This is a genomic window from Nocardia panacis, assembly GCF_003598715.1.
Taxonomy (GTDB): Bacteria; Actinomycetota; Actinomycetes; order Mycobacteriales; family Mycobacteriaceae; genus Nocardia; species Nocardia panacis.
The window spans coordinates 979,612-1,001,833 of sequence record NZ_QZFU01000016.1 but is presented as its reverse complement, the minus strand read 5'-3'; the positions used below and the strand labels follow the sequence as shown (position 1 = coordinate 1,001,833).

The window sequence follows — 22,222 nt, the reverse complement described above, 5'->3', positions numbered from 1 at the left end:
CGCGATACTATCCCCGCGACGGAACGCGGGGCAGCAGCGGAGTAGCCCCGAAGTCGGCCAGGGCGGGGACCTCGCGGTCGGCGCGCTCGCTCATCCACTCGCGCAGCACCCTGGTGGCGCGGACATCGTCCTCGTTGTATTCCAGCAGGCGGGTGCGCTGACCGAGATCGGGTGCGGCGTCATAGCCGACCGCGCGGCGATACCAGCTCATCGACGCCTCGCCGCTCGCCTCCGGATCGCGCCAGTGGAATCCGGCGACGGGGGCGATCTTCTTGAGTCCCTTGCCATTCGGGCAGATGAACTGTTCGGAGACGGCCTGGAACATATCCACCCATTGCGGACCGTCGACGAAGGCGCGCACCTGCTCGACGGTGGGCACACCGGGCCGACCGGCGAACCGGCGCGCCGACTCGTAGAGCCACTTGTCCTCCGCGGTGCGCGAATAGCAGTACGCGGCAAAGGTTTTCCCGGCGGCGGCGGCCTGCGCCCTGATCTCGGTGAGCCAGGTCCAGAATTCGCCGAAGGAGCGGCCCTCGTCCTCGGTGGGCAGCGGATCCCAACTGACGAACGGGCGGTAGACACCGTCGAGCAGGGTGCCCCACAGGTACGCGCCGTACTCCTGGTAGCTCTCCAGATCCACATCGACCTCGACATCGGCGCGGCGCACCCGGATCGGCTGCACCCGACGCACCAGCGGCGCACCCGCCAGCCAGGCGCGCGCGGTGACGACCGCCTCGTCGAAGGGGCCGTGCTGCCAGTCCTCCGGGTCCGGACCGGACCAGGCCGACAGATCCTCGATGGTCTGCACACCGTGGCCGCGCAGCACCTCGGCCCGCGAACCCGGCGCGACGAGGCTCACATCGTGATGCTCGGCCAGCCAGCCCTGACAACTCGGGCCTTCGACATCGCGCGACCACCACGGGCACTGGCGGCATTCGGGCACTTTCGAGGGGACCGTGGGCAACTCGCCGCGCACCACGGCGATCCGGTCGGCGTAGCGCCGGTCGTAATCGGGGAGGATCGGGCCGAGATCGTGCACCAGGATGCGATCGAAGTGGTAGCCGATGACGCCGCCCACCAGCGCCGGACTCGCCAGTCCGTGGCGCTGCAACATTCGGTACAGGTGCGCCAGACGCTGCTGATCGCGCGGCTGCTGGCGCATCTTGCGATGCGGATCGGGTTGCGGATTCCACAGATACGGGTCGGAGGTCATCGGGTGGAAATCCGCGGGTTCGGGCTGGCGGGGGTCGGTGACCTTGTGATTGACGACGATGACGGGGATGTATCCGCCGCGGTCGCGGTCGCGCAGCAGGATCTCCGCACCGCCGCGACGACCGGTATCGGGCTCCTGCGGCAGCAGCGCACCCCAAATGTGGTGTGTCCCATCGGCGCACGCGGCCATGGTGGCGGCGGCCCGCTCGCGGGCGCGCTGCTCCGCATCGATGACGACCCAGCCGCCCGGATCGGCATCGATGAGCGCGTCGCGCACTTTTGTGCGATGCGCGGCGGCGGCCTCGCGGCGCTGACGCACCCCCGCATCCTCGGTGAGACCGGACAGCCGCTCGGGATGGGCGGCATTGAGGTGCAGGCGGTGGCGGCAGCCGATGAGCGCGCGCGCGTCGACGAAAGCCGTTGGCGTGACGGAGGATCCCACTGCCGAACCCGCGTCCTCGCCGCCGCCCTCGCCGCTGTCGGCGCGATCATCAATGCCCGAATACACCTAAGCAGTATGGTCCCCACCCCCGACAAACCCGTGAACCGCATGACACAAACCGGTCCCGCTCGCGACGCGACAGAACGCGACCGCCCCCACCTGCGCACCGGCGGGCGCATCGACCCGATAGGGTGAGACCGACCGCGGCGTGAGCGACGGGACCGTAGGAGGTAGCGCAGCGTGACCACGAAGGAACCCGCGAACGCCGCAAATCGAACACCGCGGCGTGAGCGACGGGACCGCAGAAGGTAGCGCAGAACGCCGTGAAATCAGACACCGCGTGCACCGGGCAGACAGGCTTGGCGGACAAGCAATACGGAGGGCCTTCGATGGGGTTGTTCACGAAGCGCAAGCGGCGCCCGAGCCGCCGGGCCGAGGCCAAGGCCCTCAAGCACAAGGCGGGCTTGGAGGCCAAACTCGCCGCCAAGAACGTGCGCAAGGCCGACCGCGCCGAATCACGCACCCAGCGCAAGGTCGCCAAGCAGCAGATCGCGACCCTGCAGGCCGAGGAGCAGGCCGCCATCAAGACCGCGGCGCGCGCCGAGCGCGAGCTGTTCAGTCCCGGTCAGATCAAGAAGTACATCGGCGTCGCGCGGGTGCTGGTCCCGGTGCTCGCGCCGCTGGCCTACCGCGCCGCCACCTTCGTCCGCGGCCGGATCGACCAGCGCCGCGCCCAGCAGTTGGGTATCGGCATCGATCAGCTCGGCGATTTCGGCGGGCACGGAGCCAAGCTGCGGGCGCGCATCGCCAATTCCGAGTCGGCGCTGGCGAAGGTCGGCGAAAAGGGTGACGAGAACTCGAAATTCCTCACGGCCACCCGCGAACGCCTCGACAGCCTGAGCGCCGCCGTGCAGACCGCCGAGCAGATGCCCGCCACGCGGCGCCGCGCCGTGCACGCCTCCATCTCCCATGAGCTGTCCGGTATCGAGGCCGATGTGCTGGCTCGCCTCGGCGTGAGCTGAGCGATGCGACCGGGCGTCCCCACCTGCCGCGTGCGCGGCGGGTTGGTCGGCGTCACGGTCGGGGCGCTGGCCGTGGCCGCGCATGGCGCGGCGGGCGGCGGGGCGCCGGGATCGGCCGAATCGGCGCTGGTGCTGTTGGTCTCGGCGGTCATCGGCTGGGCGGCCGCCGCCCGGCGGGTCGGTCGGGTCGCGATGATCGGGCTGCTCGCACTGGGGCAACTCGGCGGTCACTTCGCCCTGTCGGGGCTGCTGGGACACGGCTCCGGACCACTCGGGCACAGCACAGTCGGGCTGCTGCCCGCCGGATGGATGTTCGCGGCGCACGCGGTGGCCACCGTTGTCACCGCCGCCTTGATACTGCTCGCCGACCGACTGTATTCCCTGATCGCACAGGCGGTCCGCGCGCTACTCGGCCCCATCCGCCCGCGCCGCGCCCAGCCGCGCACCCGCATCGCCGATGCGCGCCTGCCCCGCCCCTCCTCCCGTCCGAATGGCGCGATCGGTCCGCGCGCCCCGCCGAGGATGGTGCATTCCGCCACCACTTCGCTTCGGACAGAAGGACTTTCCATGAGACTCCCTTTCGCGCGCACCTGCGGCGCGGTCGGGGCGGCGGTCGGGCTGACACTGCTCGGCGCCGGCACCGCCGCGGCCCACGTCACGGTGGACGCGCCCACGGCCGCACCGGGTAAGTACGCGGTCGCCACCTTCAAGGTGCCCGACGAATCCGACACCGCCGCCACCACGGCGCTCTCGATCGCGGTCCCCAACCTGAAAAGCGCGCGCCCGGAACCGATTCCGGGCTGGTCGGTCAAGGTCGACAAGAACGAGAAGTTCGAGATCACCGCCATCACCTGGACCGCCGACGCCGGATCGCACGGTATCGCGCCCGGCCAGTTCCAGCGGTTCGCCGTCTCCCTCGGGCCGCTGCCGCAAGCCGAACGGGTCGCCTTCCCGGCCAAACAGACCTACAGCGACGGCAAGATCGTCGCCTGGGATCAGACCTACGACGGCAAGGGCGAGGAGCCCGAGCATCCGGTGCCGAGCATCGCGCTCACCGGAGCCGAGAACACCGAGGACGCGCACGCCGCCGCCGATGCCCACGCGGCCGCGCAACCCGACAACACCGCCCGCTGGCTCGGCGGCATCGGTCTGGCGCTCGGCGTACTCGGCCTCGGCCTCGGTCTCGGCTCGGTCATCCGGGGCAGGCGCGCATGAGGCGCGCGCTCACCGGACTGGTCGCGCTCGGATCGCTGCTGTTCGGAATCGGCCTGCTCGGCGCGGGCAATGCCGCCGCGCATTCCACCCCCACCGGCAGCGTCCCCGCCGACGGCGCGACCGTCGACAGCGGTCCGGCCAGGGTCAGCGTCAGCTTCAACGAGGCGCTGCAGACGAGCTTCCCCTCGCTCACCGTGGTCGGCCCCGACGACAATCTCTGGTCCAAGGGCGCGCCCGCGGTGGACGGCAACACCGTCAGCATCGAGGTCGGCGAACTGGGACCGGCGGGCAAGTACACCATCGCCTACCGCGTGACCTCCGCCGACGGCCATCCCGTCAGCGGGACCAGGACCTTCACCCTGAGCAAGCCGGGCGCGGGCACACCGGGTCCGAAGGCCAAGGGCAGCGGCAATTCCGACGGCGGCGATTCCGGCGGGGTCCCGGTGTGGGTGTTCATCGTCGGTGCGGCCGTGCTGTTCGGCGGCGGCCTCGTCTTCGCCCTGTGGGGCGGCCGCAGGAAGCCGCGGCAGGGATAGGTGAATCGGGTTCGCGCGTTCGGCTCGCCACTGCCGCTCGTCGTGCCCGCGGGGCTGCTCGGGGTGGTGGTGGCCTGGGCGCTGACCCGCTCCGGCGGGGTGCCGGTCGAGGCGGGGGTGCGGGCCATCGCGGACGGCGCGGGCGCGACGGTGCTCGGATTGGCCGCGCTGCCGCGGCTGCATGAGCGGTTGCGGCCCGCGTGGCGCCCGCTGGCCCTGCTCGCCGCGCTGTGGTGCGTGGCCGAGTTCGGGGTGCTCGTCTGCGACGCGGCCGGGATCGTCGGGGTGCCTGCGCACCGGCTCGGCGCACACGATTTCGGCACCTTCCTGCTGCGTTTGAGCGGCGGGCAGGTCGGGTTGGCCATCGTGATCGGGACCGGCGCCGCGGCGGGTTATTCGATGCTGGCCTACCGCAGACCCGTATCGGCCTCGCCCGATCTGGTGCTGGTCTTCGCGGGGGTCGCGCTGGCGCTGCGACCCATCACCGGGCATATGTCGCAGCAGCCGTTCGGCTCGGTGCTCGGCGCGGTGCACGCGCTGGCGGCCGCGGCCTGGTTCGGGCTGCTGGTGGCGCTGGCCCTGGTGGTGCGCACCAGGGGCGAATGGGCGGTGACGCTGCCCCGCTACTCGGCGGTCGCGCCGTGGCTGGTGGCCGCCCTGGCGGTGACGGGAATCATCAACGGGCTCGTCCGAATCGACGGCCTTTCCGCGCTGTTCGACACCGGGTACGGGCGGATCATGCTCGCGAAGACCGGCGTCCTGCTCGGTCTGTTGGCGCTGGGCTGGTGGTGGCGGCGGACCTGGGTGCCGCGCGCGAGCGAGCACCGGATGGATGCCGAGACTTCACTGCGCCGCGCGGTGGTCGAGGTGTGCGCCATGGCGGTGGCGTTCGGCCTGGCCGCCACCCTGGCCGTCAGCGCCTGAACAACCCGGCCGGCGAATACGCCGGCAACCTGGCGGTGACCAACAACACAGGCATAGCCTTGTGATATGAGAACCCCCACCATAGGGCAGCGGATCGCCTACGATCTGGGCCGCGAGCTTCCCGCGGAGCTGCACGAGTGGGTCATCCACGACCTCGTCGGACACGGGGCCATGGAGCGCTACCTCGTCCGGTTCCTCGTTCCGACCATCGCGCTGTTGGCGCTGGTCCTGCTGCTACCCGGCCCCCTCGGGCTCAAGGTCGGCATGTTCGTGATGATGCTGGTCCCGCTGGCTTTCTTCGTGGTCTCGCTCAGCTACGTCTGGCGCAGGTTCCGGATGATCCAGCACGGCCTCGATCCGGATTGGATCAACCACAACAAGGTTCGCGAGCACGACCGCGTCAAGTACCAAATGCAGCACGGGCACCGCTAGCAATCGCACAGCATCGCTGACGGGGGGTCGCGCGCTCACCGCGCCTCGGACACGGCAAGATCGAGCCCGTGACCGAACAGAGCAACGTCATCGCCACCGCCGACCTGGCCGACGAGATCGGCCCCGAGATTCGCAGCTGCGATACCCAGTTCCGGCAATTCGGCGCGCGAGCGGCCTTCGCGGGCCGCATCGTCACCATCCGTTGCTTCCAGGACAACCTGCTGGTCAAGCAGACCCTCGGCGAGCCGGGCGCGGGCCGGGTCCTGGTCGTCGACGGCGGCGCGAGCGTGCACACCGCACTGGTCGGCGACATCATCGCCGGACGCGGCGTGGACAACGGCTGGGCCGGGGTGATCGTCAACGGCGCGGTCCGCGACTCGGCCATCCTGCGCACCCTCGACATCGGCATCAAGGCGCTGGGCGCCAACCCGCGCAAGAGCACGCAGACCGGTTCGGGTGACCGGGACGTCCCGGTCGAATTCGGCGGTGTCACCTTCGTACCGGGCGACATGCTCTACAGCGACGAAGACGGCGTCGTCGTCCGCGCGCAGGATTGAAGCTCAGCCCACGCGGGCGCGGCGGCCCGCGAGGGTGACCACATCCCCGCTGTGCAACTGGCGCCCCCGGCGCAGCTCGACCTCGTCGTTGACCCGCACCAGACCGGCGGCGATCACCGTCTTGGCCTCGGAGCCGGAATCGATCAGGTTGGCCAGCTTCAGGAACTGACCGAGTCGAATGACTTCGTCATCGATCGGCACATCGACTGGATCAGACATGAGATACATCCTTACCGTGCGCGACCGCGCCGCCCAACGGCGGCCCCCCACCCACGACCGGCTGGTCCTGCGCTATGGCGACATGCCACGCGGGTCTTCGAGCACCGCGCCGGGGGCAACACTCACACTGGTGCGGTGACTTCCACGCAAGCCCGGCACCACACGGACACCGAATCACCGGAGAGACCGACGCCGCCGATCCCGCACCGTGGGCACGGACGACTCAGCGAGGTGCCGCACATCACGGCGATCGTCCTCGGTGTGTTCGCGGTGCTGTGTCTGCTGTGGAGTATGTCGCCGGGGCTGCGCTATCTGACCCACGTCCCGCGCCGCTATATCGACGCCTTCTATTTCGACGCGCCGGACACCAGCCTCGTCTGGGCGCTGGTGGTGGGTCTGATGGCCGGGGCCCTGGCGGCCCGCAAACGCATCGCGTGGTGGCTGCTGGTCGGCTATCAGACGCTGTTCGCGCTGGCCAACGCCATCGAGTTCATCGAGAACGACAGCATTTCCTCGCTGGTGGCGCTGCTGGTGCACATCGGGGTGCTTGCGGTGCTGATAGCGGCGTGGCGCGAGTTCTACACCAGGGTGCGGCGCGGCGCGGGCTGGACGGCGTTGGGCACCCTGGCCGCCGGGTTGACCGCAGGGATCCTGCTGGGCTGGGGTCTGGTCGAACTGTTTCCCGGCACGCTGCCCGCCGGGGTGCAGCGCCCGCTGTGGGCGGTGTACCGGGTCACGGCGGCGGTGCTGGTGGACAACGAGCATTTCGACGGTCATCCCAAACCGTTCGTCAACTTCCTGCTCGGCCTGTTCGGCGCGATCGCGCTGCTGACCGCGGTGATCGTGCTGCTGCGCTCCCAGCGCGCAGGCAATGCCATGACCGGGATCGACGAATCCGCGATCCGCGGCCTGCTGGAGCGCTCGGATGTGGATGACTCGCTCGGCTATTTCGCCACCCGCCGCGACAAGGCGGTGGTGTTCGCGCCCAGCGGCAAGGCGGCCATCACCTACCGCGTGGAACTGGGTGTCAGCCTGGCCAGCGGCGACCCGATCGGTATCCGGGAGGCGTGGCCGCAGGCCATCGACGCCTGGTTGCGGCAGGCCGACCAGTTCGGCTGGGCGCCCGCGGTGATGGGCGCGAGCGAACTCGGTGCGACCGCCTACCGCCGGGCCGGGCTCTCGGCGCTGAAGCTCGGCGACGAGGCCATCCTCGACACCCGCGCGTTCTCCATGGCGGGTCCGGAGATGAAGCAGGTCCGCCAGGCCGCCAACCGGCTGCGCAAACACGGCATCACCGTGCGGGCGCGCCGCCACCGCGATATTCCGACCGAGGAGTTCCCGCAGATCATCGCGCGCGCCGAGGCCTGGCGCGACACCGAGACCGAACGCGGCTTCTCCATGGCCCTCGGCCGCCTCGGCGACCCGCTCGACGGCGACTGCCTGCTGGTGGAGGCGATCAATCCGCAGGGCAGGGTGCTCGGGCTGCTGTCGATGGTGCCGTGGGGACGCACCGGGGTCTCACTGGAACTCATGCGGCGCGACCCCAAGAGCCCCAACGGGACCGTCGAGCTGATGGTCTCCCAATTGGCGCTGAACTCCGAACAGCACGGCATCACCAAGGTGTCGTTGAACTTCGCCGTCTTCCGCTCGGTATTCGAGGAGGGTGGACGCATCGGGGCCGGGCCGATCCTGCGGCTGTGGCGCGGGGTGCTGCTGTTCTTCTCGCGCTGGTGGCAGCTCGAGGCGCTGTACCGCTCCAATGTGAAATACCAGCCGTACTGGGTGCCGAGGTTCTTCCTGTTCGAGGAGCGCAGGCAGTTGCCGCGCGTCGCCATGGCGGGCGCGCTGGCCGAGGGCTTCCTCCCCCGCTTCGGCAAGGAGCCCGACACCACCGTGCACACCGGCACCCACAGCGCGGTGCCGCCCACCATGCAGGGCCTGCACGTGGACGGCAGCACCCCGGACGCCCCCGACCTCGCGGGCGTCGACCAGGGGCCGCGCCGACCCGAACAGGTGCGGGTCAGGATGGAGAAGTTGGACCGGCTCGCCGCGGCGGGTATCGAGGCGTACCCGGTGGCCTATCCCCCGACGCACACCGTGGCGGAGGCCAGGCGCGCACCGCGCGGCACCACGGTGCGAATCTGCGGGCGGCTGTTGCGGATTCGCGACTACGGCGGGGTCATCTTCGCGGTGCTGCGGGACTGGAGCGGCGAGATCCAACTCGTCATCGACCGGGACCGGGTCGGGGCCGAGCGCAGCGGCGAATTCAGCGACCTGTTCGACCTGGGCGACCTGGTCGAGGTCAGCGGGCAGATCGGGCAGAGCCGCCGGGGCGAACTGTCGCTGCTCGTGGCGGATTGGCGGATGCTCGGCAAATGCCTGCACCCGCTGCCCGACAAGTGGAAGGGTCTGGCCGATCCCGAGGCGCGGGTCCGGCAGCGCTACCTGGATATGGCCACCAATCCTGAGACGCGCGAGGTGCTGGCCAAGCGCAGCACGGTGGTGCGCTCGCTGCGCGATTCGCTGCACGGTTTCGGCTACCTCGAGGTGGAGACCCCGGTCCTGCAACAGGTGCACGGCGGCGCCAACGCCACCCCGTTCCAAACCCATATCAATGCCTACGATATGGACCTCTACCTGCGCATCTCACCCGAGCTCTACCTCAAGCGGCTCTGCGTCGGCGGGATGGAGCGGGTGTTCGAACTGGGTCGCACCTTCCGCAACGAGGGGGTGGACTTCAGCCACAATCCGGAGTTCACCATCCTCGAGGCGTACGAGGCGCACAGCGATTACGAACGCATGCGCCACCTGTGCCGCCAGTTGATCCAGGACGCGGCGCTGGCCGCCAATGGCGCGATGGTCGCGCTGCGCCCGAGGCCCGACGGCGGTTTCGACGAGGTCGACATCTCCGGCGACTGGCCGGTCCGGACGGTGCACGGCGCGATCTCGACGGCCATCGGCACCGAGATCACCCCGCAAACCTCGGTGGAAACGCTGCGCGAACTGTGCGACAAAGCGCATGTGCCCTATCAGCACGGCTGGGACGCGGGCCAAGTGGTGCTGGAGATGTACGAGCACCTCGTGGAATCCCGCACCGAGGAACCCACCTTCTACATCGATTTCCCCACCTCGGTCTCCCCGCTGACCCGCGCGCACCGCAGTATCGAGGGCGTCACCGAGCGATGGGACCTGGTGGCCTGGGGCGTCGAACTCGGCACCGCCTACAGCGAGCTCACCGATCCGATCGAGCAGCGCCGCAGGCTCACCGAACAGTCGCTGCTCGCGGCCAATGGCGATCCGGAGGCCATGGAACTGGACGAGGACTTCCTGCAGGCCCTCGAGCATGCCATGCCCCCCACCGGCGGCCTGGGCATGGGCGTGGACCGGGTGGTCATGCTCATCACCGGCCGCAGCATTCGCGAGACCCTGCCGTTCCCGCTGGTCAAGCCGCGCTGAACATTCGTCGGCCACACCGGACGAACGGCGGTACTACTGTTGGTGTTTCGGCCTGCCGCAGGCCGCTCCGAACGGGGGTAGCACCATGTACCTTGACCTGCTCACCACCGCGCACCTGGTGGATCCGTCGGTATGGGCCAGTCCCGATGTGCTGGCCGCCGCCGTGGACCACCAGGCCAGGCGCACCGGTCGCGGCGGCGGATTCTTCCGCTTCATCGGCGGGCTGTGCTGTGTGGGCGTGATCGCGGTCATCGCGCTGATCGTGTGGTTGATCGTCCGCAAGAAGAAGCAGCCGCCCGCCGATCGGTAGGCACCGGGCGCGCCGGTCCCGATCCCGTCCGGCAAAGTGGAACGCGTGCAATTGATACTCGTGCGTCACGCGCAGCCGGTGCGGGTGACGCGGGCCGAGGGCGTGGCCGATCCGGAACTGTCCCCGATCGGAATCGAACAGGCCGAGCGGGTGCCCGCCGCCCTGAGTCGGCATCGGATCGATCGGATCCTCAGCAGTCCGCAGTCGCGGGCGCGCCAGACCGCCGCACCGCTGGCCGCCGCGCTCGGACACACCGTCGACGTGGTGGACGATCTGGCCGAATACGATCGCGACCTGCCCTCCTATATCCCCATCGAGGACGCCAAAGTCGAGTTCCGCGCGATCTACGAGCGGGTGAAGGCGGGCCACCTACCCGAGCAGATCGACGCCGCCGCCTTCACCGGCCGGGTCCTCGCGGCGATCGGCACGGTCGTCGCGGCCGCCGAACCGGAGCAGACGGTGGTGGCTTTCGCGCACGGCGGCGTGATCAATGTCCTGCTGCAAGACGTGCTCGGTTTGGCGCGCCCGCTCACCTTCCCCATCGACTACTGCTCGATCACTCGGATCCTGTTCTCCCGCACCGGTCGGCGCACGGCCGCCACCGTCAACGAGAACGGGCACGTCTGGGATCTGCTGCCGCGCAATATCGGCTGACGCGTTCACAGGCACGCACAGTCGATTGCCAGGCGGGTCGCACCGCGATCCCAGCCGACGCGCCTTCCATGGACACGGTGCGCCCGCCACCCGGCGGGACATCAACCAAGTGAAGGGAATCGCGTGTTGCTCAGCAGAACATCCATGCGTCGTCGGGCCGTTCAGGTGGCAGTGGCCGGGGCGCTCATCGCCATTCCGCTCGGCGCCGTCGCCGCCACCGCTTCGGCCGAGGCGCCCGCCGCGACCGACCAGACCGCGCAGACGGTCGCGCAGGACGATCAGCAGGGCGGCGATGCCGGACATCACCACCGGCACGGTCACGGCCACGGTCACGGTCAGCACCGGTGGCAGCCGCCCGCCCCCGGTATCGCCCCGCCGCCGCCCTCCGGTTCGGCGGGCTGATTCCAGCCACGAAGACGAGAAATCCCCTCCGCTATCGGGCGGAGGGGATTTTCGCGTAGCGACTCAGATCTGGCCCGCGATCCAGTTGTGCATCCAGGACACCGCCGTCTGACCGCCGCCTACGGGGTAGCTGCCGTAGAGGGTGTGCGCCTGGGACTTGTAGAAGTGCTCGAGATCCTTGGCCCGCTGCTGATTGGCCGAATCCGTCAACTGCGATTGCAGCGTCGGAATGCCGCCGTGCGCGAACAGGTCATTGGTGATCGCACCGAGCTCCAACTGGTAGCGCCACAGGTTGGCCGGATTGAGATCCGAACTCTGCGCGGCGAATCCGGCGAAGCGGGTGACGAAATCGTCCTCCGAGGTGGAGCAGTACAGGTCGTCCGAGTCGCAGATGGTGCGCACCCGGTCGCTGACCCAGCCGAAGCCGCCGATACGCGGACCGCTCGCGCCCGCGCCGGGGGCGGGCGGACCCACCTGGGCGTCGGTCGGGGAACGGCGCGGATCGGAGATCAGGCCGACGGCGGCCACCCGCTCGGGACGGATCGCGCTGACACCCGTGCCGATCTCGGCGGCGAGATCGCCCGCGGCGTCCGCGCCTTGGCTGTAGCCGAGGATGGCGACCTTGGTGTTGCCGCAGCGGCTCACCATGTTCAGCACCATGCCGCGCGCATTGTCGACGGCCTCGCGCTTGGACTGGGCGTAGACGTCGCCCTCCCACGGGAACGCGGTGGCGGCGTAGTTCACGTAGTTGACCTCGGCCGAACCGGGCATGTTGTTGGTGACGCCCGAGAGCATGCCGGGCTGGGGTTTCTTCTCGTGGCCGGTTTCCCAAGTTCCCGGAATCGCAACCACATACAGGTTGGGGCAGCCGGAATCCGCACTCGCGGACCCGGTCCCGAGGACCATGCCGGACGTCAACGCCGCGGACGCACCGAGGGCCGCGACAACCTTTCTCAACCGCATACCGCTCCAGTTCACATGTCGCCCTGTGTGGGACATCCACCGACAAGTTGCCGCACCGATGCTGAACTCGACGGATGTCTTTCCCGTGCACGCCTGGTTAACTCGGCTGACCAGACGATATGACGTGCGTTATACGAGAGCGTCGTCCACTAACGAGTGCCAAGATCAACAGCACGCCGCTGAACACAATAAAGGGTCGCGCGGGCTGATGCCAGACGAACCGCCTAGGTAGTCCGATTTCCGTCGCCCCGGCCGCACGAAGGACGCCTGTGGACGAGTTGTCCACAGGCGTCCCGTGATTGGAGTCAGCCGGTTGGGGTCGGCACGGCAACCTCAGCGCTGGGCGACCGCGGTCGGCGCGATCGGCGCGGGCAGCGCCGACTCGCCCTCGAGGAACCGGTCGACCGCCGCGGCGGCGGCCCGCCCCTCGGCGATGGCCCACACGATCAGCGACTGGCCGCGACCCATATCGCCCGCGACGAAGACGCCGGGAACATTGGTGGCCCAGTTCTTGTCGCGCTGGACATTGCCGCGCTGGTCGTAGCCGACACCGAGATCGGTGAGCAGGCCCGGCTTCTGGGGTCCGACGAAGCCCATGGCCAGCAGCACCAGATCGGCCTCGAGGGTGAAGTCGGTGCCCGCCACCTTCTCGAAACGACCATTGACCATCTTGACCTCGTGCGCGTCGAGTCCGGTCACCTTGCCGTCCGCGCCGACGAAACGTTCGGTGTTCACCGAGAACACCCGCTCGCCGCCCTCCTCGTGCGCCGAGGACACCCGGTACATGAGCGGATAGGTCGGCCACGGCGTGGAGACGGCGCGCTCCTGCGGCGGACGCGGCATGATCTCGAACTGATGCACCGAGGCCGCGCCCTGCCGATGCGAGGTGCCGAGGCAGTCCGCGCCGGTGTCGCCGCCGCCGATGATGACGACCCGCTTGCCCTTCGCGTGAATGGGCGGCAGACCGTCGGCGTCGGTGACCTCGTCGCCGAGCTGCACCCGGTTGGCCCACGGCAGGAACTCCATCGCCTGATGGATCCCGTCCAGGTCGCGGCCCGGAATCGGCAGATCGCGCGCGATGGTGGCGCCACCGGAGAGCACGATCGCGTCGAACTGCTCGCGCAGTTGTTCGGCGGTGATATCGACGCCCACATTGACGCCGGTCTTGAAGATGGTGCCCTCGGCCTCCATCTGCGCCATCCGCCGGTCGATGAAGCGCTTCTCCATCTTGAATTCCGGAATGCCGTAGCGCATCAGGCCGCCGATCCGGTCGGCCCGCTCGAACACCGTCACGGTGTGGCCCGCGCGGGTCAACTGCTGGGCGGCGGCCAGCCCGGCCGGGCCGGAGCCGACGACCGCGATCCGCTTACCGGTGAGCCGGGTCGGGTAGACGGGGGTGACCCAGCCTTCCTCGAAGGCGTTCTCGATGAGTTCGACCTCGACCTGCTTGATGGTCACCGCGTCCTGGTTGATGCCGAGGACACAGGACGCCTCGCACGGGGCCGGGCACAGCCGCCCGGTGAACTCCGGGAAGTTGTTGGTGGCGTGCAGTCGGTCGATACCCTCGCGCCAGCGGTCCCGGTAGACCAGGTCGTTCCACTCGGGAATGAGATTGCCGAGCGGACAGCCGTTGTGGCAGAACGGGATACCGCAGTCCATGCAGCGACTGGCCTGGGTCCGGAGGGTGTCGTGGGAGAACTTCTCCTCGTAGACCTCCTTCCAGTCCATCAGGCGCAGCGGCACCGGCCGTCGCGTCGGCAGCTCACGCGAGGTGTGCTTCATGAATCCTTGCTGGTCACCCACGAGCGGCCTCCATGATCGCCTCGTCGACATCTTTGCCACTCTTCTCGGCTTCCGAGATCGCCAGCAGCACCTTCTTGTATTCGCGCGGCATCACCTTGACGAAGTGGTTCACCTGCTGGGACCAATCGCCGAGGATGCGCTCGGCCACGGCCGAACCCGTCTGATCCCGATGCTGGGCGACGATCTCGTGCAGCCAGGTGAAGTCGTCACCCGAAAGCGCCTCGAGCGCGCCCGCCTGCTCCGGATTGACCCGGTCGGCGAAGGCGCCTTCGGGGTCGTAGACGAAGGCGACACCGCCGGACATGCCCGCGCCGAAGTTGCGTCCCGTCTCGCCGAGAATGACGACCCGGCCGCCGGTCATGTACTCGCAGGCGTGATCGCCGACGCCCTCCACCACCGCGGTGGCGCCGGAGTTGCGCACGGCGAACCGCTCACCGACCACGCCGCGAATGAAGGCGAGGCCGCTGGTCGCGCCGAACAGGATCACGTTGCCCGCGATGATGTTCTGCTCGGCCACGAACTCGGCGGGTGCGTCCAGCGCGGGCCGCACGATCAGGTGACCGCCCGAAAGGCCCTTGCCGACATAGTCGTTGGCGTCGCCGTGCACCCGCAGGGTGATACCGGCGGGTACGAACGCGCCGAAACTGTTGCCCGCCGACCCGGTGAAGGTGATGTCGATGGTGTTGTCGGGCAGGCCGGTGCCGCCGTAGAGCTTGGTCACCTCGTGGCCGAGCATGGTGCCGACGGTGCGGTTGACATTGGAGATCTTGGTATCGAACCGCACCGCGCGGCCGCGCTCGAGCGCGTCGCGGCTCTGCGCGATCAACTGCTGGTCCAGCGCCTTGTCCAGGCCGTGGTCCTGGCCCTTGGTATTGCGGCGGTCCTGGTACATGAACGCCGTCTCGACATTGTCGAGGATCGGCGACAGATCCAGTTTGCTCGCCTTCCAATGCGCCTTCGCCTTGGCGGTGTCGAGCATATCGACCCGGCCGATGGCCTCGTCGAGGGTGCGGAAGCCCAACTGCGCCAGCAGTTCCCGCACCTCCTCGGCGATGAACAGCATGAAGTTCTCGACGAATTCCGGCTTACCGGTGAAACGTTCGCGCAGCAGCGGATTCTGCGTGGCGACGCCGACCGGGCAGGTGTCGAGGTGGCAGACGCGCATCATGACGCAGCCCGACACCACCAGCGGCGCGGTGGCGAAACCGAACTCCTCCGCACCGAGCAGCGCGGCGATCATGACGTCGCGGCCGGTCTTGAGCTGACCGTCCACCTGCACCACGATGCGGTCGCGAAGTCCGTTGAGCAGCAACGTCTGCTGGGTTTCGGCCAGGCCGAGCTCCCACGGGCCGCCCGCGTGCTTGAGCGAGGTGAGCGGGGACGCGCCGGTGCCGCCGTCGTGGCCCGAGACGAGCACCACATCGGCGTGCGCCTTGGACACACCCGCCGCCACGGTGCCGACACCCGGCTCCGCGACAAGTTTCACGTGAATCCGCGCCTGCGGATTGGCGTTCTTCAGGTCGTGGATGAGCTGCGCCAGATCCTCGATCGAGTAGATGTCGTGGTGCGGCGGCGGGGAGATCAGGCCGACACCGGGTGTGGAGTGCCGCACCTCGGCCACCCACGGGTACACCTTGTGCGCCGGAAGCTGGCCGCCCTCACCGGGTTTGGCGCCCTGCGCCATCTTGATCTGAATATCGGTGCAGTTGGTCAGGTAGTGCGCGGTGACACCGAAGCGACCCGAGGCCACCTGCTTGATGGCCGAACGCCGCCAGTCGCCGTTCTCCTCGACCTCGAAGCGGGCCGGATGTTCGCCGCCCTCACCGGAATTCGAGCGACCACCGAGCCGGTTCATGGCGATGGCCAGCGTCTCGTGCGCCTCCGCCGAGATGGAGCCGTAGCTCATCGCGCCGGTGGAGAAGCGCTTGACGATCGCCGCGGCGGACTCGACCTCGTCGATCGAGATCGGCTTGCGCTCCTTGGTCTTGAACTTGAACAGGCCGCGCAGCGAGGCCAATCGCTCGGACTGGTCGTCGACCAGCTTGGTGTACTCCTTGAAGATCGAGTACTGCCCGGTGCGGGTCGCGTGCTGCAACTTGAAGACGGTGTCCGGGTTGAACAGGTGGTATTCGCCCTCGCGCCGCCACTGGTACTCACCGCCGACCTCGAGTTCGCGGTGCGCGCGCTCGTTGCGGTTCTCCAGGAAGGCCAGCGCGTGCCGCTGGGCCACCTCGCCCGCGATCTCGGTCAGGCCGATGCCGTCCAGCGGCGAGCGCAGGCCGGTGAAGTACTCGTCCACCAATTCCTGCGACAGGCCGATCACCTGGAACAACTGCGCGCCGTTGTAGGAGGCCATGGTGGAGATGCCCATCTTGGACATCACCTTCAGCACACCCTTGCCCGCGGCCTTGTTGTAGTTGGCCACCGCCTTGCGGTAGTCCCCGCGCAGGCTGCCGGTGCCCAGGTCGAGCACACCGCGCTCGAGCATGTCCTCGATGGATTCGAAGGCCATGTAGGGGTTGATGGCGGCCGCGCCGAAGCCGACCAGCATGGCCATGTGGTGCACCTCGCGGGCATCGCCCGCCTCGACCACCACGCCGACCATGGTGCGGGTGCGCTCGCGCACCAGGTGATGGTGCACCGAGGAGGTCAGCAGCAGCGACGGGATGGGCGCCAACTTCTCGTTGGACTCCCGATCCGACAGCACGATGATGCGCGCGCCGCCCTCGATGGCCGCCGACACCTGCGTGTTGATGGCCTCGAGCGCCTTGCGCAGACCCTTACCGCCCTTGGCGACCGGGTACAGGCCGCGCACCACCACCGAGCGCAGCGACGGCTGGGAGCCGTCGTCATTGATGTGGATGAGTTTGGACAGCTCGTCGTTGTCCAGGATCGGCTGTTCGATGGCGATCTGGCGACAGGAATCCGGACCGGGATGCAGCAGGTCGGCCTCCGGGCCGATGGCCCGCTTCAGGCTGGTGACCACCTCTTCGCGGATCGCGTCCAGCGGCGGGTTGGTGACCTGCGCGAACAACTGGGAGAAGTAATCGAACAGCAGCCGCGAGCGCGCGGAGAGCACCGCGATCGGGGTGTCGGTGCCCATGGAGCCCAGCGCCTCGCCGCCGGTCTTGGCCATCGGCGCGATCAGCAGGTTCAGTTCCTCGTTGGTGTAGCCGAAGATCTGTTGACGGATGAGCACCCGGTCGTGCGACATGTGCACATGCGGGCGGTCGGGCAGGTCGGCCAGCTTGGTGACGCCGCCGTCGAGCCATTCCTGGTACGGCTGCTCGGCCGCCAACTGCGACTTGATCTCGTCGTCGGTGACGATGCGGCCCTGGGCGGTGTCCACCAGGAACATCCGGCCCGGCTGCAACCGCGCCTTGCGCACCACCTTCGACGGGTCGATATCCAGGACGCCGACCTCGGAGGCCATCACGACCAAGCCGTCCTCGGTCACCCAGACGCGGCTGGGGCGCAGGCCGTTGCGGTCGAGCACGGCGCCGACCACGGTGCCGTCGGTGAAGCACACCGAGGCCGGGCCGTCCCACGGCTCCATCAGCATCGAGTGGTACTCGTAGAAGGCCCGCCGCGCCGGGTCCATGTTCTCGCTGCGCTCCCACGCCTCGGGAATCATCATGAGCACGGCGTGCGGCAGGCTGCGACCGCCGAGGTGCAGCAGTTCCAGCACCTCGTCGAAGCGCGCGGTATCGCTGGCGCCGGGCGTGCAGACCGGGAAGATCTTCTCCAGTCGGTTGTTGCCCGCCGAATCGGTGCCGAACACATCCGAGCGCAGCAGCGCCTCGCGCGCGCGCATCCAGTTCTCGTTGCCGGTGACGGTATTGATCTCGCCGTTGTGCGCGACCCGGCGGAACGGATGCGCCAGCGGCCAGGACGGGAAGGTGTTGGTGGAGAAGCGCGAGTGCACGATGCCCAGGGCGCTCTCGACCCGGTTGTCCTGCAGGTCGAGGTAGAACGCGCGCAACTGCGGCGTGGTGAACATGCCCTTGTAGACGAAGGTCTGGCCCGACAGGCTCGGGAAGTACACCGACTCCTTGCCGACCGCGCCCGCACCCGCGCCCGCGCTGCCGAGTTCGTGCTCGACCCGCTTGCGGACGACGTAGGCGCGGCGCTCCAGGTCCATCCCCGTGAGCGGTGCCGCCGAATCGCGCGGCGAGGCGATGAAGATCTGGCGGAAGGTGGGCATGGCGTCGCGCGAGAGCGCGCCCAGCGAGGATTCGTCGATCGGCACCTCGCGCCAGCCGAGAACCTCGAGGCCCTCCTCCTTGACGATCCGGTCCACGCCGTAGGCGGCGCGCGCGGCCTCGCGGCGGGCCTGCGGCAGGAAGGCGATACCGGTGGCGTAGGAACCCTCGGCGGGCAGCTCGAAATCGACCGCAGCGCGGAAGAACGCGTCCGGCACCTGGATCAGGATGCCCGCGCCGTCGCCGGAGTTCGGCTCGGCGCCGGCGGCGCCTCGGTGCTCCAGGTTCAGCAGGGCGGTAATAGCCTTGTCGACGATGTCACGGCTGCGACGGCCGTGCATATCGACGACGAACGCGACGCCGCAGGCGTCGTGTTCATTCGCCGGGTCGTAGAGCCCGATGGTTCCGGGTGACCTGTGGCCAGGTAGTTGCGTCATGCCTCTGCCTTCAAGAAATCGGCCTTCTCTAGTCCGTCACGAAGAGCGTTCGGCTCTAGATGAACGGCCTGCGTCGAACGCCTCTGTCAAGACTGCGCCCGTACGTTCCGGAAACCAGCCGCGCTGATGGTTTCGGTGTTCGATTCGCGGTGCTCCCCGGCGCTGCGTTCTCGCGCAGGATCTCGCCTGGTGAGCCTGGACCCGCACCGCTGGTGCAGTCGGTCTCCAGTTGTGTCACCCGCCGTAGTGACGTCGTGGGTGCTGCGTCGGTAACGGATCTCTAACACGATCATTACCTTCGTGCGGGTGCTCGCCCGCTACGCTGGGGGCTGCCCGAGCGGGCGATGGTGCCGAACATTTTTGAGTCCGGCGTAAGAGCAAACGATAAGTCAGGTCCGTGGCCCAACCAACTTAGGTTGCACTAATAACCTGGTCTAGCTGGGCTTTTTCATTCGGTCCTCCACGTGTGCGCGTTATTCAGTGTAAAGCAGCGAATGCGGCGCGATCGAGACCCCGAACCCGCGCGCGCACCTTCCCCACACTGGCGGCACATGGGCTCGAGCAACAGCACAGGTCCGACGGCACTGCCGTTCACCTGCGTCGAAGAGGATTTCCCCGGCGCGAGGGCGGACAAACCAGATGGTCGTCGCGGAGTTAAACCGGACACGAATGAGAGATTTCCGACAGCGGGACCGGGCGCGGCCACACCCATCCGACCGTCCGGACTCTTTCGGGGCCTGTGGTTTTCAGCACACCACCAGCAACCGTCACGAAGTGGCCCGGACCACAGGATATTTCGGGTACTTCGCCGCCGAACTCGACAGTAACTCCGACCGGAGCTGCCCGAGCCGGAAATATTTCGGCAAGGTTTCTGGGCAAAATGCCCAGAGCTTCCGGTTCACCCCGCGCAGAGCACGACCGTCGCCCGCACCAGCGCCACCCGGTGCAGCGCATCACCGGGCCGCGACGCGAACGCCTCGAAGACGCTGCGCGCCAAGCGCTGCGCGCAATCCGGTGCCGCCAGCTCGGCGCGATGCGCGGCCAACTCCGCCACGATCTCGGCATTGAGCCCATCGATGCGCGGCCGCACCGCGGACAGATCCGGCGGCGCCGCGGGCGCCCGCGCGGGATCGAAACGCCAGCGCAGCAGCAAGCCGCGCTGCACCGTCTTGCTCGCCTCGATCTGACCGAAAAACACCTGGCCGACCCAATTCTCGGGCAGATCGCTCGCGGCGCCCAGGCGCGTCATCGCCGCGTACACCTGCGCCTCCCGCGCCGGATCATCGACCGCGGCATCGGCGCCCGCGCTCGCCCATTTGGCGGCGGCCACCGAATCCGCGGTGTCGAGCCGGTCGGCGACCAGTCCCACCAGGCGATCCAGGGACCCGGACGCCTCGGCCCGCGCGAGGCCCGCACTACCCACCGCCGCGCTGCCCACCACCGAGGCCAGCAGCGCCGCCGCGACCGACGCCAAAAGCACCCGCATGCTCGACTCCGTCCCCTCGACAACGAAATACCGAGCCAGCGTAGGCGGACCGCGGGCATACCGGATTCGGAACGATGTGAGGCTGCCCACAGACCGGGACGCGTGCTCGGTGTGTCGGGCCGCGGCCTGTCACGCTGTCAGCACCGATCGTGGCCGGGTACGCGAAGACGACTGGGGCGTGGAGGATGTGGGATCCGATGACGGTCACCGGCGTATTCGGCTGGCTCGGCGGATCCGGGCGCGGCGCCGACCTCGAACGCGGTGAGCGATCCGGCTATGCCGTCACGGGCGCGGTCGTGCTGCTGTGCGCGGTCGTCGCCGGAATCGTCACCGGATGTGCGCTGATCGGGAGTTGGCCTGCGGGCGCGGCGATCTCGGTGGCGGTGCTGGTCGCCATACTCACCGGGGCCATCGGGCGGGCACTGGCCACGGCGAAACCGGGGCGGATGCCCGACCGGCTCGGCCCGCCCGTTCGAATCGGAGTCGCGGTCCTAATCGGCGCGGTGGTCGCCGAATTGGCGGTACTGGCCATGTTCGGCGGCACCGTCGACCGGATCATCGCCGAGAACGCCCGGCGCGCGGTCGATTCCGCACCCGCCGTGGTGGCCGCGCGCACCGAACTCGAACGCGCGCGAGCGGATCGGGTCGCCCTGGGTCGCGCCATCGCCGCCGCGCGAACCGATATCGACCGCACACTGGTCATCGCCAGATGCGAATTCCATCCGACACCCGAATGCCCGCAGACCAGGATCACCGGCGTCCCCGGTCGCGGCCCCGAGGCCCGCACCGCCGAGGACATGCTCGACGAGGCCCGCCAACGCTTCACCGCGACCCAGGCCAAGGCCGATCCGGCCGACCGACGCGTCGCCGCGGCCGAAAAGGCGCTCACCACCGCCGAATCCGGCGCCGTCGCCGCCGCCGATCGCGGCCTCGGCGCCCGCTGGTCGGCGATGAACGCGCACACCCGGCGCGACGGCGGCGCGTTCGCGCTGCGCGCGCTCACCTGGCTCGGCGGGATCCTGCTCGCACTGCTGCCGCTGCTGCTGCGCTGGTGGCGCGGCGAGACCTTCTTCGATCGCCGCCTCGCCGCCCGCATCGCGCAGGACCGGGCCGACCACGCCGCCGACACCTCCATTTCCGCCACCCGCGCCGAGGCGCGCGCGGCCGCCGCGCGGCTGCGCGCCGAACAGGAACTCACCGCGACCCGCCTCGCCGTCGCGGCGGACGCCGCCATCGACCGCGAGCGCGAGCGCACCCGTGTCTTCGCCGCCATCGGCGGGCTGGAGATCGGTATCGCCGAACCGCAGCGCCGCGGCGAACTGCCCGCCGCGCCCCATCGCCCCGAGGAACCCATGACACCGAACCTTCCCGCGCAGGCGACCAAGGCACCAACCGCCCCGGACGCACCGAAATCCGGCGGCGGCCTGGAACTTCCGCTCATCGGCACGGTCCCGTTCACCGACACCGCCGCCCGCCTCATCCGTCCCCTGGTGCCCTCGTTCGTCGCCAACGCCATCGACACGGCCACCCACCCGCTGCGCACCGCGCGCCAGGCCTTCGAAGAGGTGGAGGAGATCACCTTCACCCTTCGCCGCACCCGCAAGGTCACCGTCGACACCGATCAGCCCGTCGGTCACCTCCCGGCCGGCTACCCGGACCCGCAGTACGCGCACCACATCGCCGCCACCGTCGTCGACCCCGACTACCCGCACCACTACACCGCTCCCCCGCCCGCGCTGCCATCGCCCGCGCCCACCCAACTGCCGGGGCGAACGGAACGGAAAGAGCTTCCCCCGGCGCGCTGAGTCCGCCCGACGGATCCCGCGACGGGCCGAACCCACACGTCGCGGCAACGGCGCTGCCACTGCATACGAGAGTCCGACCACCGCCGCCCGGTGCGTGTTTCGGCGCGACACGGCGAAACGCCGGGAACCCCACTCGTCTGTTCCC

At 69.1% G+C, this 22,222-nt stretch carries 18 protein-coding genes; 12 read left to right on the top strand and 6 right to left on the bottom strand.

Annotated features, from left to right (window positions below; translation table 11 throughout):
* Positions 1–7: 7 nt before the first annotated feature.
* Complete coding sequence (locus D5S18_RS12790; RefSeq protein WP_120040700.1) at positions 8–1,654, bottom strand: TM0106 family RecB-like putative nuclease; 1,647 nt, start codon at positions 1,652–1,654, stop codon at positions 8–10.
* Between the two features lie 389 nt (positions 1,655–2,043).
* Between D5S18_RS12790 and D5S18_RS12785 the strand changes: the two genes are divergently transcribed.
* The 6 genes from D5S18_RS12785 to rraA all read left to right on the top strand — a co-directional run bounded on the left by D5S18_RS12785 (position 2,044) and on the right by rraA (position 6,340).
* Positions 2,044–2,676 (top strand): DUF6474 family protein, encoded by a 633-nt coding sequence (locus D5S18_RS12785; protein WP_120040191.1) that lies wholly within the window; start codon positions 2,044–2,046, stop codon positions 2,674–2,676.
* A 567-nt stretch (positions 2,677–3,243) separates the two neighbouring features.
* A complete protein-coding gene (locus D5S18_RS12780; RefSeq protein ID WP_120040698.1) occupies positions 3,244–3,891 on the top strand; it encodes a YcnI family copper-binding membrane protein in 648 nt (215 codons plus the stop codon).
* Entirely contained in the window at positions 3,888–4,427 is a 540-nt protein-coding gene (locus D5S18_RS12775; RefSeq protein WP_120040189.1) for a copper resistance CopC family protein, read from the top strand. Before D5S18_RS12780 ends, D5S18_RS12775 begins: the two co-directional genes overlap by 4 nt.
* Positions 4,428–5,351, top strand: coding sequence for a CopD family protein (locus tag D5S18_RS12770; RefSeq protein WP_120040187.1), 924 nt, complete (start codon positions 4,428–4,430; stop codon positions 5,349–5,351). It begins immediately after the preceding gene.
* A gap of 66 nt (positions 5,352–5,417) precedes the next feature.
* Positions 5,418–5,783 carry a DUF5313 family protein gene (locus D5S18_RS12765; RefSeq protein WP_120040185.1) on the top strand — a complete coding sequence of 122 codons (366 nt, stop codon included), beginning with the start codon at positions 5,418–5,420 and terminating at the stop codon, positions 5,781–5,783.
* Between the two features lie 68 nt (positions 5,784–5,851).
* A complete protein-coding gene (gene rraA, locus D5S18_RS12760) occupies positions 5,852–6,340 on the top strand; it encodes a ribonuclease E activity regulator RraA (protein ID WP_120040183.1) in 489 nt (162 codons plus the stop codon).
* Positions 6,341–6,343: 3 nt separating this feature from the next.
* On the opposite strand, the gene D5S18_RS12755 is transcribed toward rraA, so the two are convergent.
* Positions 6,344–6,559, bottom strand: coding sequence for an RNA-binding S4 domain-containing protein (locus D5S18_RS12755; protein WP_120040696.1), 216 nt, complete (start codon positions 6,557–6,559; stop codon positions 6,344–6,346).
* Here D5S18_RS12755 and D5S18_RS34850 point away from each other — a divergent pair.
* The 5 genes from D5S18_RS34850 to D5S18_RS12735 all read left to right on the top strand — a co-directional run bounded on the left by D5S18_RS34850 (position 6,558) and on the right by D5S18_RS12735 (position 11,381).
* Positions 6,558–6,698, top strand: coding sequence for a hypothetical protein (locus tag D5S18_RS34850; RefSeq protein ID WP_158607860.1), 141 nt, complete (start codon positions 6,558–6,560; stop codon positions 6,696–6,698). The genes D5S18_RS12755 and D5S18_RS34850 overlap by 2 nt on opposite strands.
* A complete protein-coding gene (gene lysX / locus D5S18_RS12750; protein WP_120040181.1) occupies positions 6,695–10,015 on the top strand; it encodes a bifunctional lysylphosphatidylglycerol synthetase/lysine--tRNA ligase LysX in 3,321 nt (1,106 codons plus the stop codon). The genes D5S18_RS34850 and lysX overlap by 4 nt, the downstream gene beginning before the upstream one ends.
* Before the next feature lie 85 nt (positions 10,016–10,100).
* Positions 10,101–10,325, top strand: a complete 225-nt coding sequence (locus D5S18_RS12745) for a hypothetical protein (protein ID WP_120040179.1) — start codon at positions 10,101–10,103, stop codon at positions 10,323–10,325.
* 45 nt (positions 10,326–10,370) lie between these two features.
* Entirely contained in the window at positions 10,371–10,979 is a 609-nt protein-coding gene (locus D5S18_RS12740; RefSeq protein ID WP_120040694.1) for a histidine phosphatase family protein, read from the top strand.
* A 123-nt stretch (positions 10,980–11,102) separates the two neighbouring features.
* A complete protein-coding gene (locus D5S18_RS12735) occupies positions 11,103–11,381 on the top strand; it encodes a hypothetical protein (RefSeq protein ID WP_147403942.1) in 279 nt (92 codons plus the stop codon).
* A gap of 63 nt (positions 11,382–11,444) precedes the next feature.
* Here D5S18_RS12735 and D5S18_RS12730 read toward each other — a convergent pair whose 3' ends face one another.
* The 4 genes from D5S18_RS12730 to aroQ form a co-directional block, all read right to left on the bottom strand.
* Positions 11,445–12,344 (bottom strand): cutinase family protein, encoded by a 900-nt coding sequence (locus tag D5S18_RS12730; protein WP_120040692.1) that lies wholly within the window; start codon positions 12,342–12,344, stop codon positions 11,445–11,447.
* A gap of 333 nt (positions 12,345–12,677) precedes the next feature.
* Complete coding sequence (locus D5S18_RS12725; protein WP_120040174.1) at positions 12,678–14,147, bottom strand: glutamate synthase subunit beta; 1,470 nt, start codon at positions 14,145–14,147, stop codon at positions 12,678–12,680.
* Complete coding sequence (gene gltB / locus D5S18_RS12720; protein WP_120040172.1) at positions 14,140–18,786, bottom strand: glutamate synthase large subunit; 4,647 nt, start codon at positions 18,784–18,786, stop codon at positions 14,140–14,142. The genes D5S18_RS12725 and gltB overlap by 8 nt, the downstream gene beginning before the upstream one ends.
* 898 nt (positions 18,787–19,684) lie before the next feature.
* Positions 19,685–20,272, bottom strand: a complete 588-nt coding sequence (aroQ, locus tag D5S18_RS12715; RefSeq protein WP_120040170.1) for a gamma subclass chorismate mutase AroQ — start codon at positions 20,270–20,272, stop codon at positions 19,685–19,687.
* A gap of 197 nt (positions 20,273–20,469) precedes the next feature.
* On the opposite strand from aroQ, the gene D5S18_RS12710 reads away from it, so the two are divergent.
* Positions 20,470–22,077 carry a DUF4407 domain-containing protein gene (locus D5S18_RS12710; RefSeq protein WP_120040690.1) on the top strand — a complete coding sequence of 536 codons (1,608 nt, stop codon included), beginning with the start codon at positions 20,470–20,472 and terminating at the stop codon, positions 22,075–22,077.
* The last annotated feature ends 145 nt before the right edge of the window (positions 22,078–22,222 follow it).

What these genes read in the sequence shown, in the direction of transcription:
- D5S18_RS12755 (WP_120040696.1), bottom strand. Translation starts at nt 6,559, where the DNA reads ATGTCTGATCCAGTCGATGTGCCGATCGATGACGAAGTCATTCGACTC.
- D5S18_RS12775 (WP_120040189.1), top strand. Translation starts at nt 3,888, where the DNA reads ATGAGGCGCGCGCTCACCGGACTGGTCGCGCTCGGATCGCTGCTGTTC.
- D5S18_RS12730 (WP_120040692.1), bottom strand. Translation starts at nt 12,344, where the DNA reads ATGCGGTTGAGAAAGGTTGTCGCGGCCCTCGGTGCGTCCGCGGCGTTG.
- D5S18_RS12785 (WP_120040191.1), top strand. Translation starts at nt 2,044, where the DNA reads ATGGGGTTGTTCACGAAGCGCAAGCGGCGCCCGAGCCGCCGGGCCGAG.
- D5S18_RS12745 (WP_120040179.1), top strand. Translation starts at nt 10,101, where the DNA reads ATGTACCTTGACCTGCTCACCACCGCGCACCTGGTGGATCCGTCGGTA.
- D5S18_RS12710 (WP_120040690.1), top strand. Translation starts at nt 20,470, where the DNA reads ATGACGGTCACCGGCGTATTCGGCTGGCTCGGCGGATCCGGGCGCGGC.
- D5S18_RS12780 (WP_120040698.1), top strand. Translation starts at nt 3,244, where the DNA reads ATGAGACTCCCTTTCGCGCGCACCTGCGGCGCGGTCGGGGCGGCGGTC.
- gltB (WP_120040172.1), bottom strand. Translation starts at nt 18,786, where the DNA reads ATGACGCAACTACCTGGCCACAGGTCACCCGGAACCATCGGGCTCTAC.
- aroQ (WP_120040170.1), bottom strand. Translation starts at nt 20,272, where the DNA reads ATGCGGGTGCTTTTGGCGTCGGTCGCGGCGGCGCTGCTGGCCTCGGTG.
- D5S18_RS34850 (WP_158607860.1), top strand. Translation starts at nt 6,558, where the DNA reads ATGAGATACATCCTTACCGTGCGCGACCGCGCCGCCCAACGGCGGCCC.
- D5S18_RS12765 (WP_120040185.1), top strand. Translation starts at nt 5,418, where the DNA reads ATGAGAACCCCCACCATAGGGCAGCGGATCGCCTACGATCTGGGCCGC.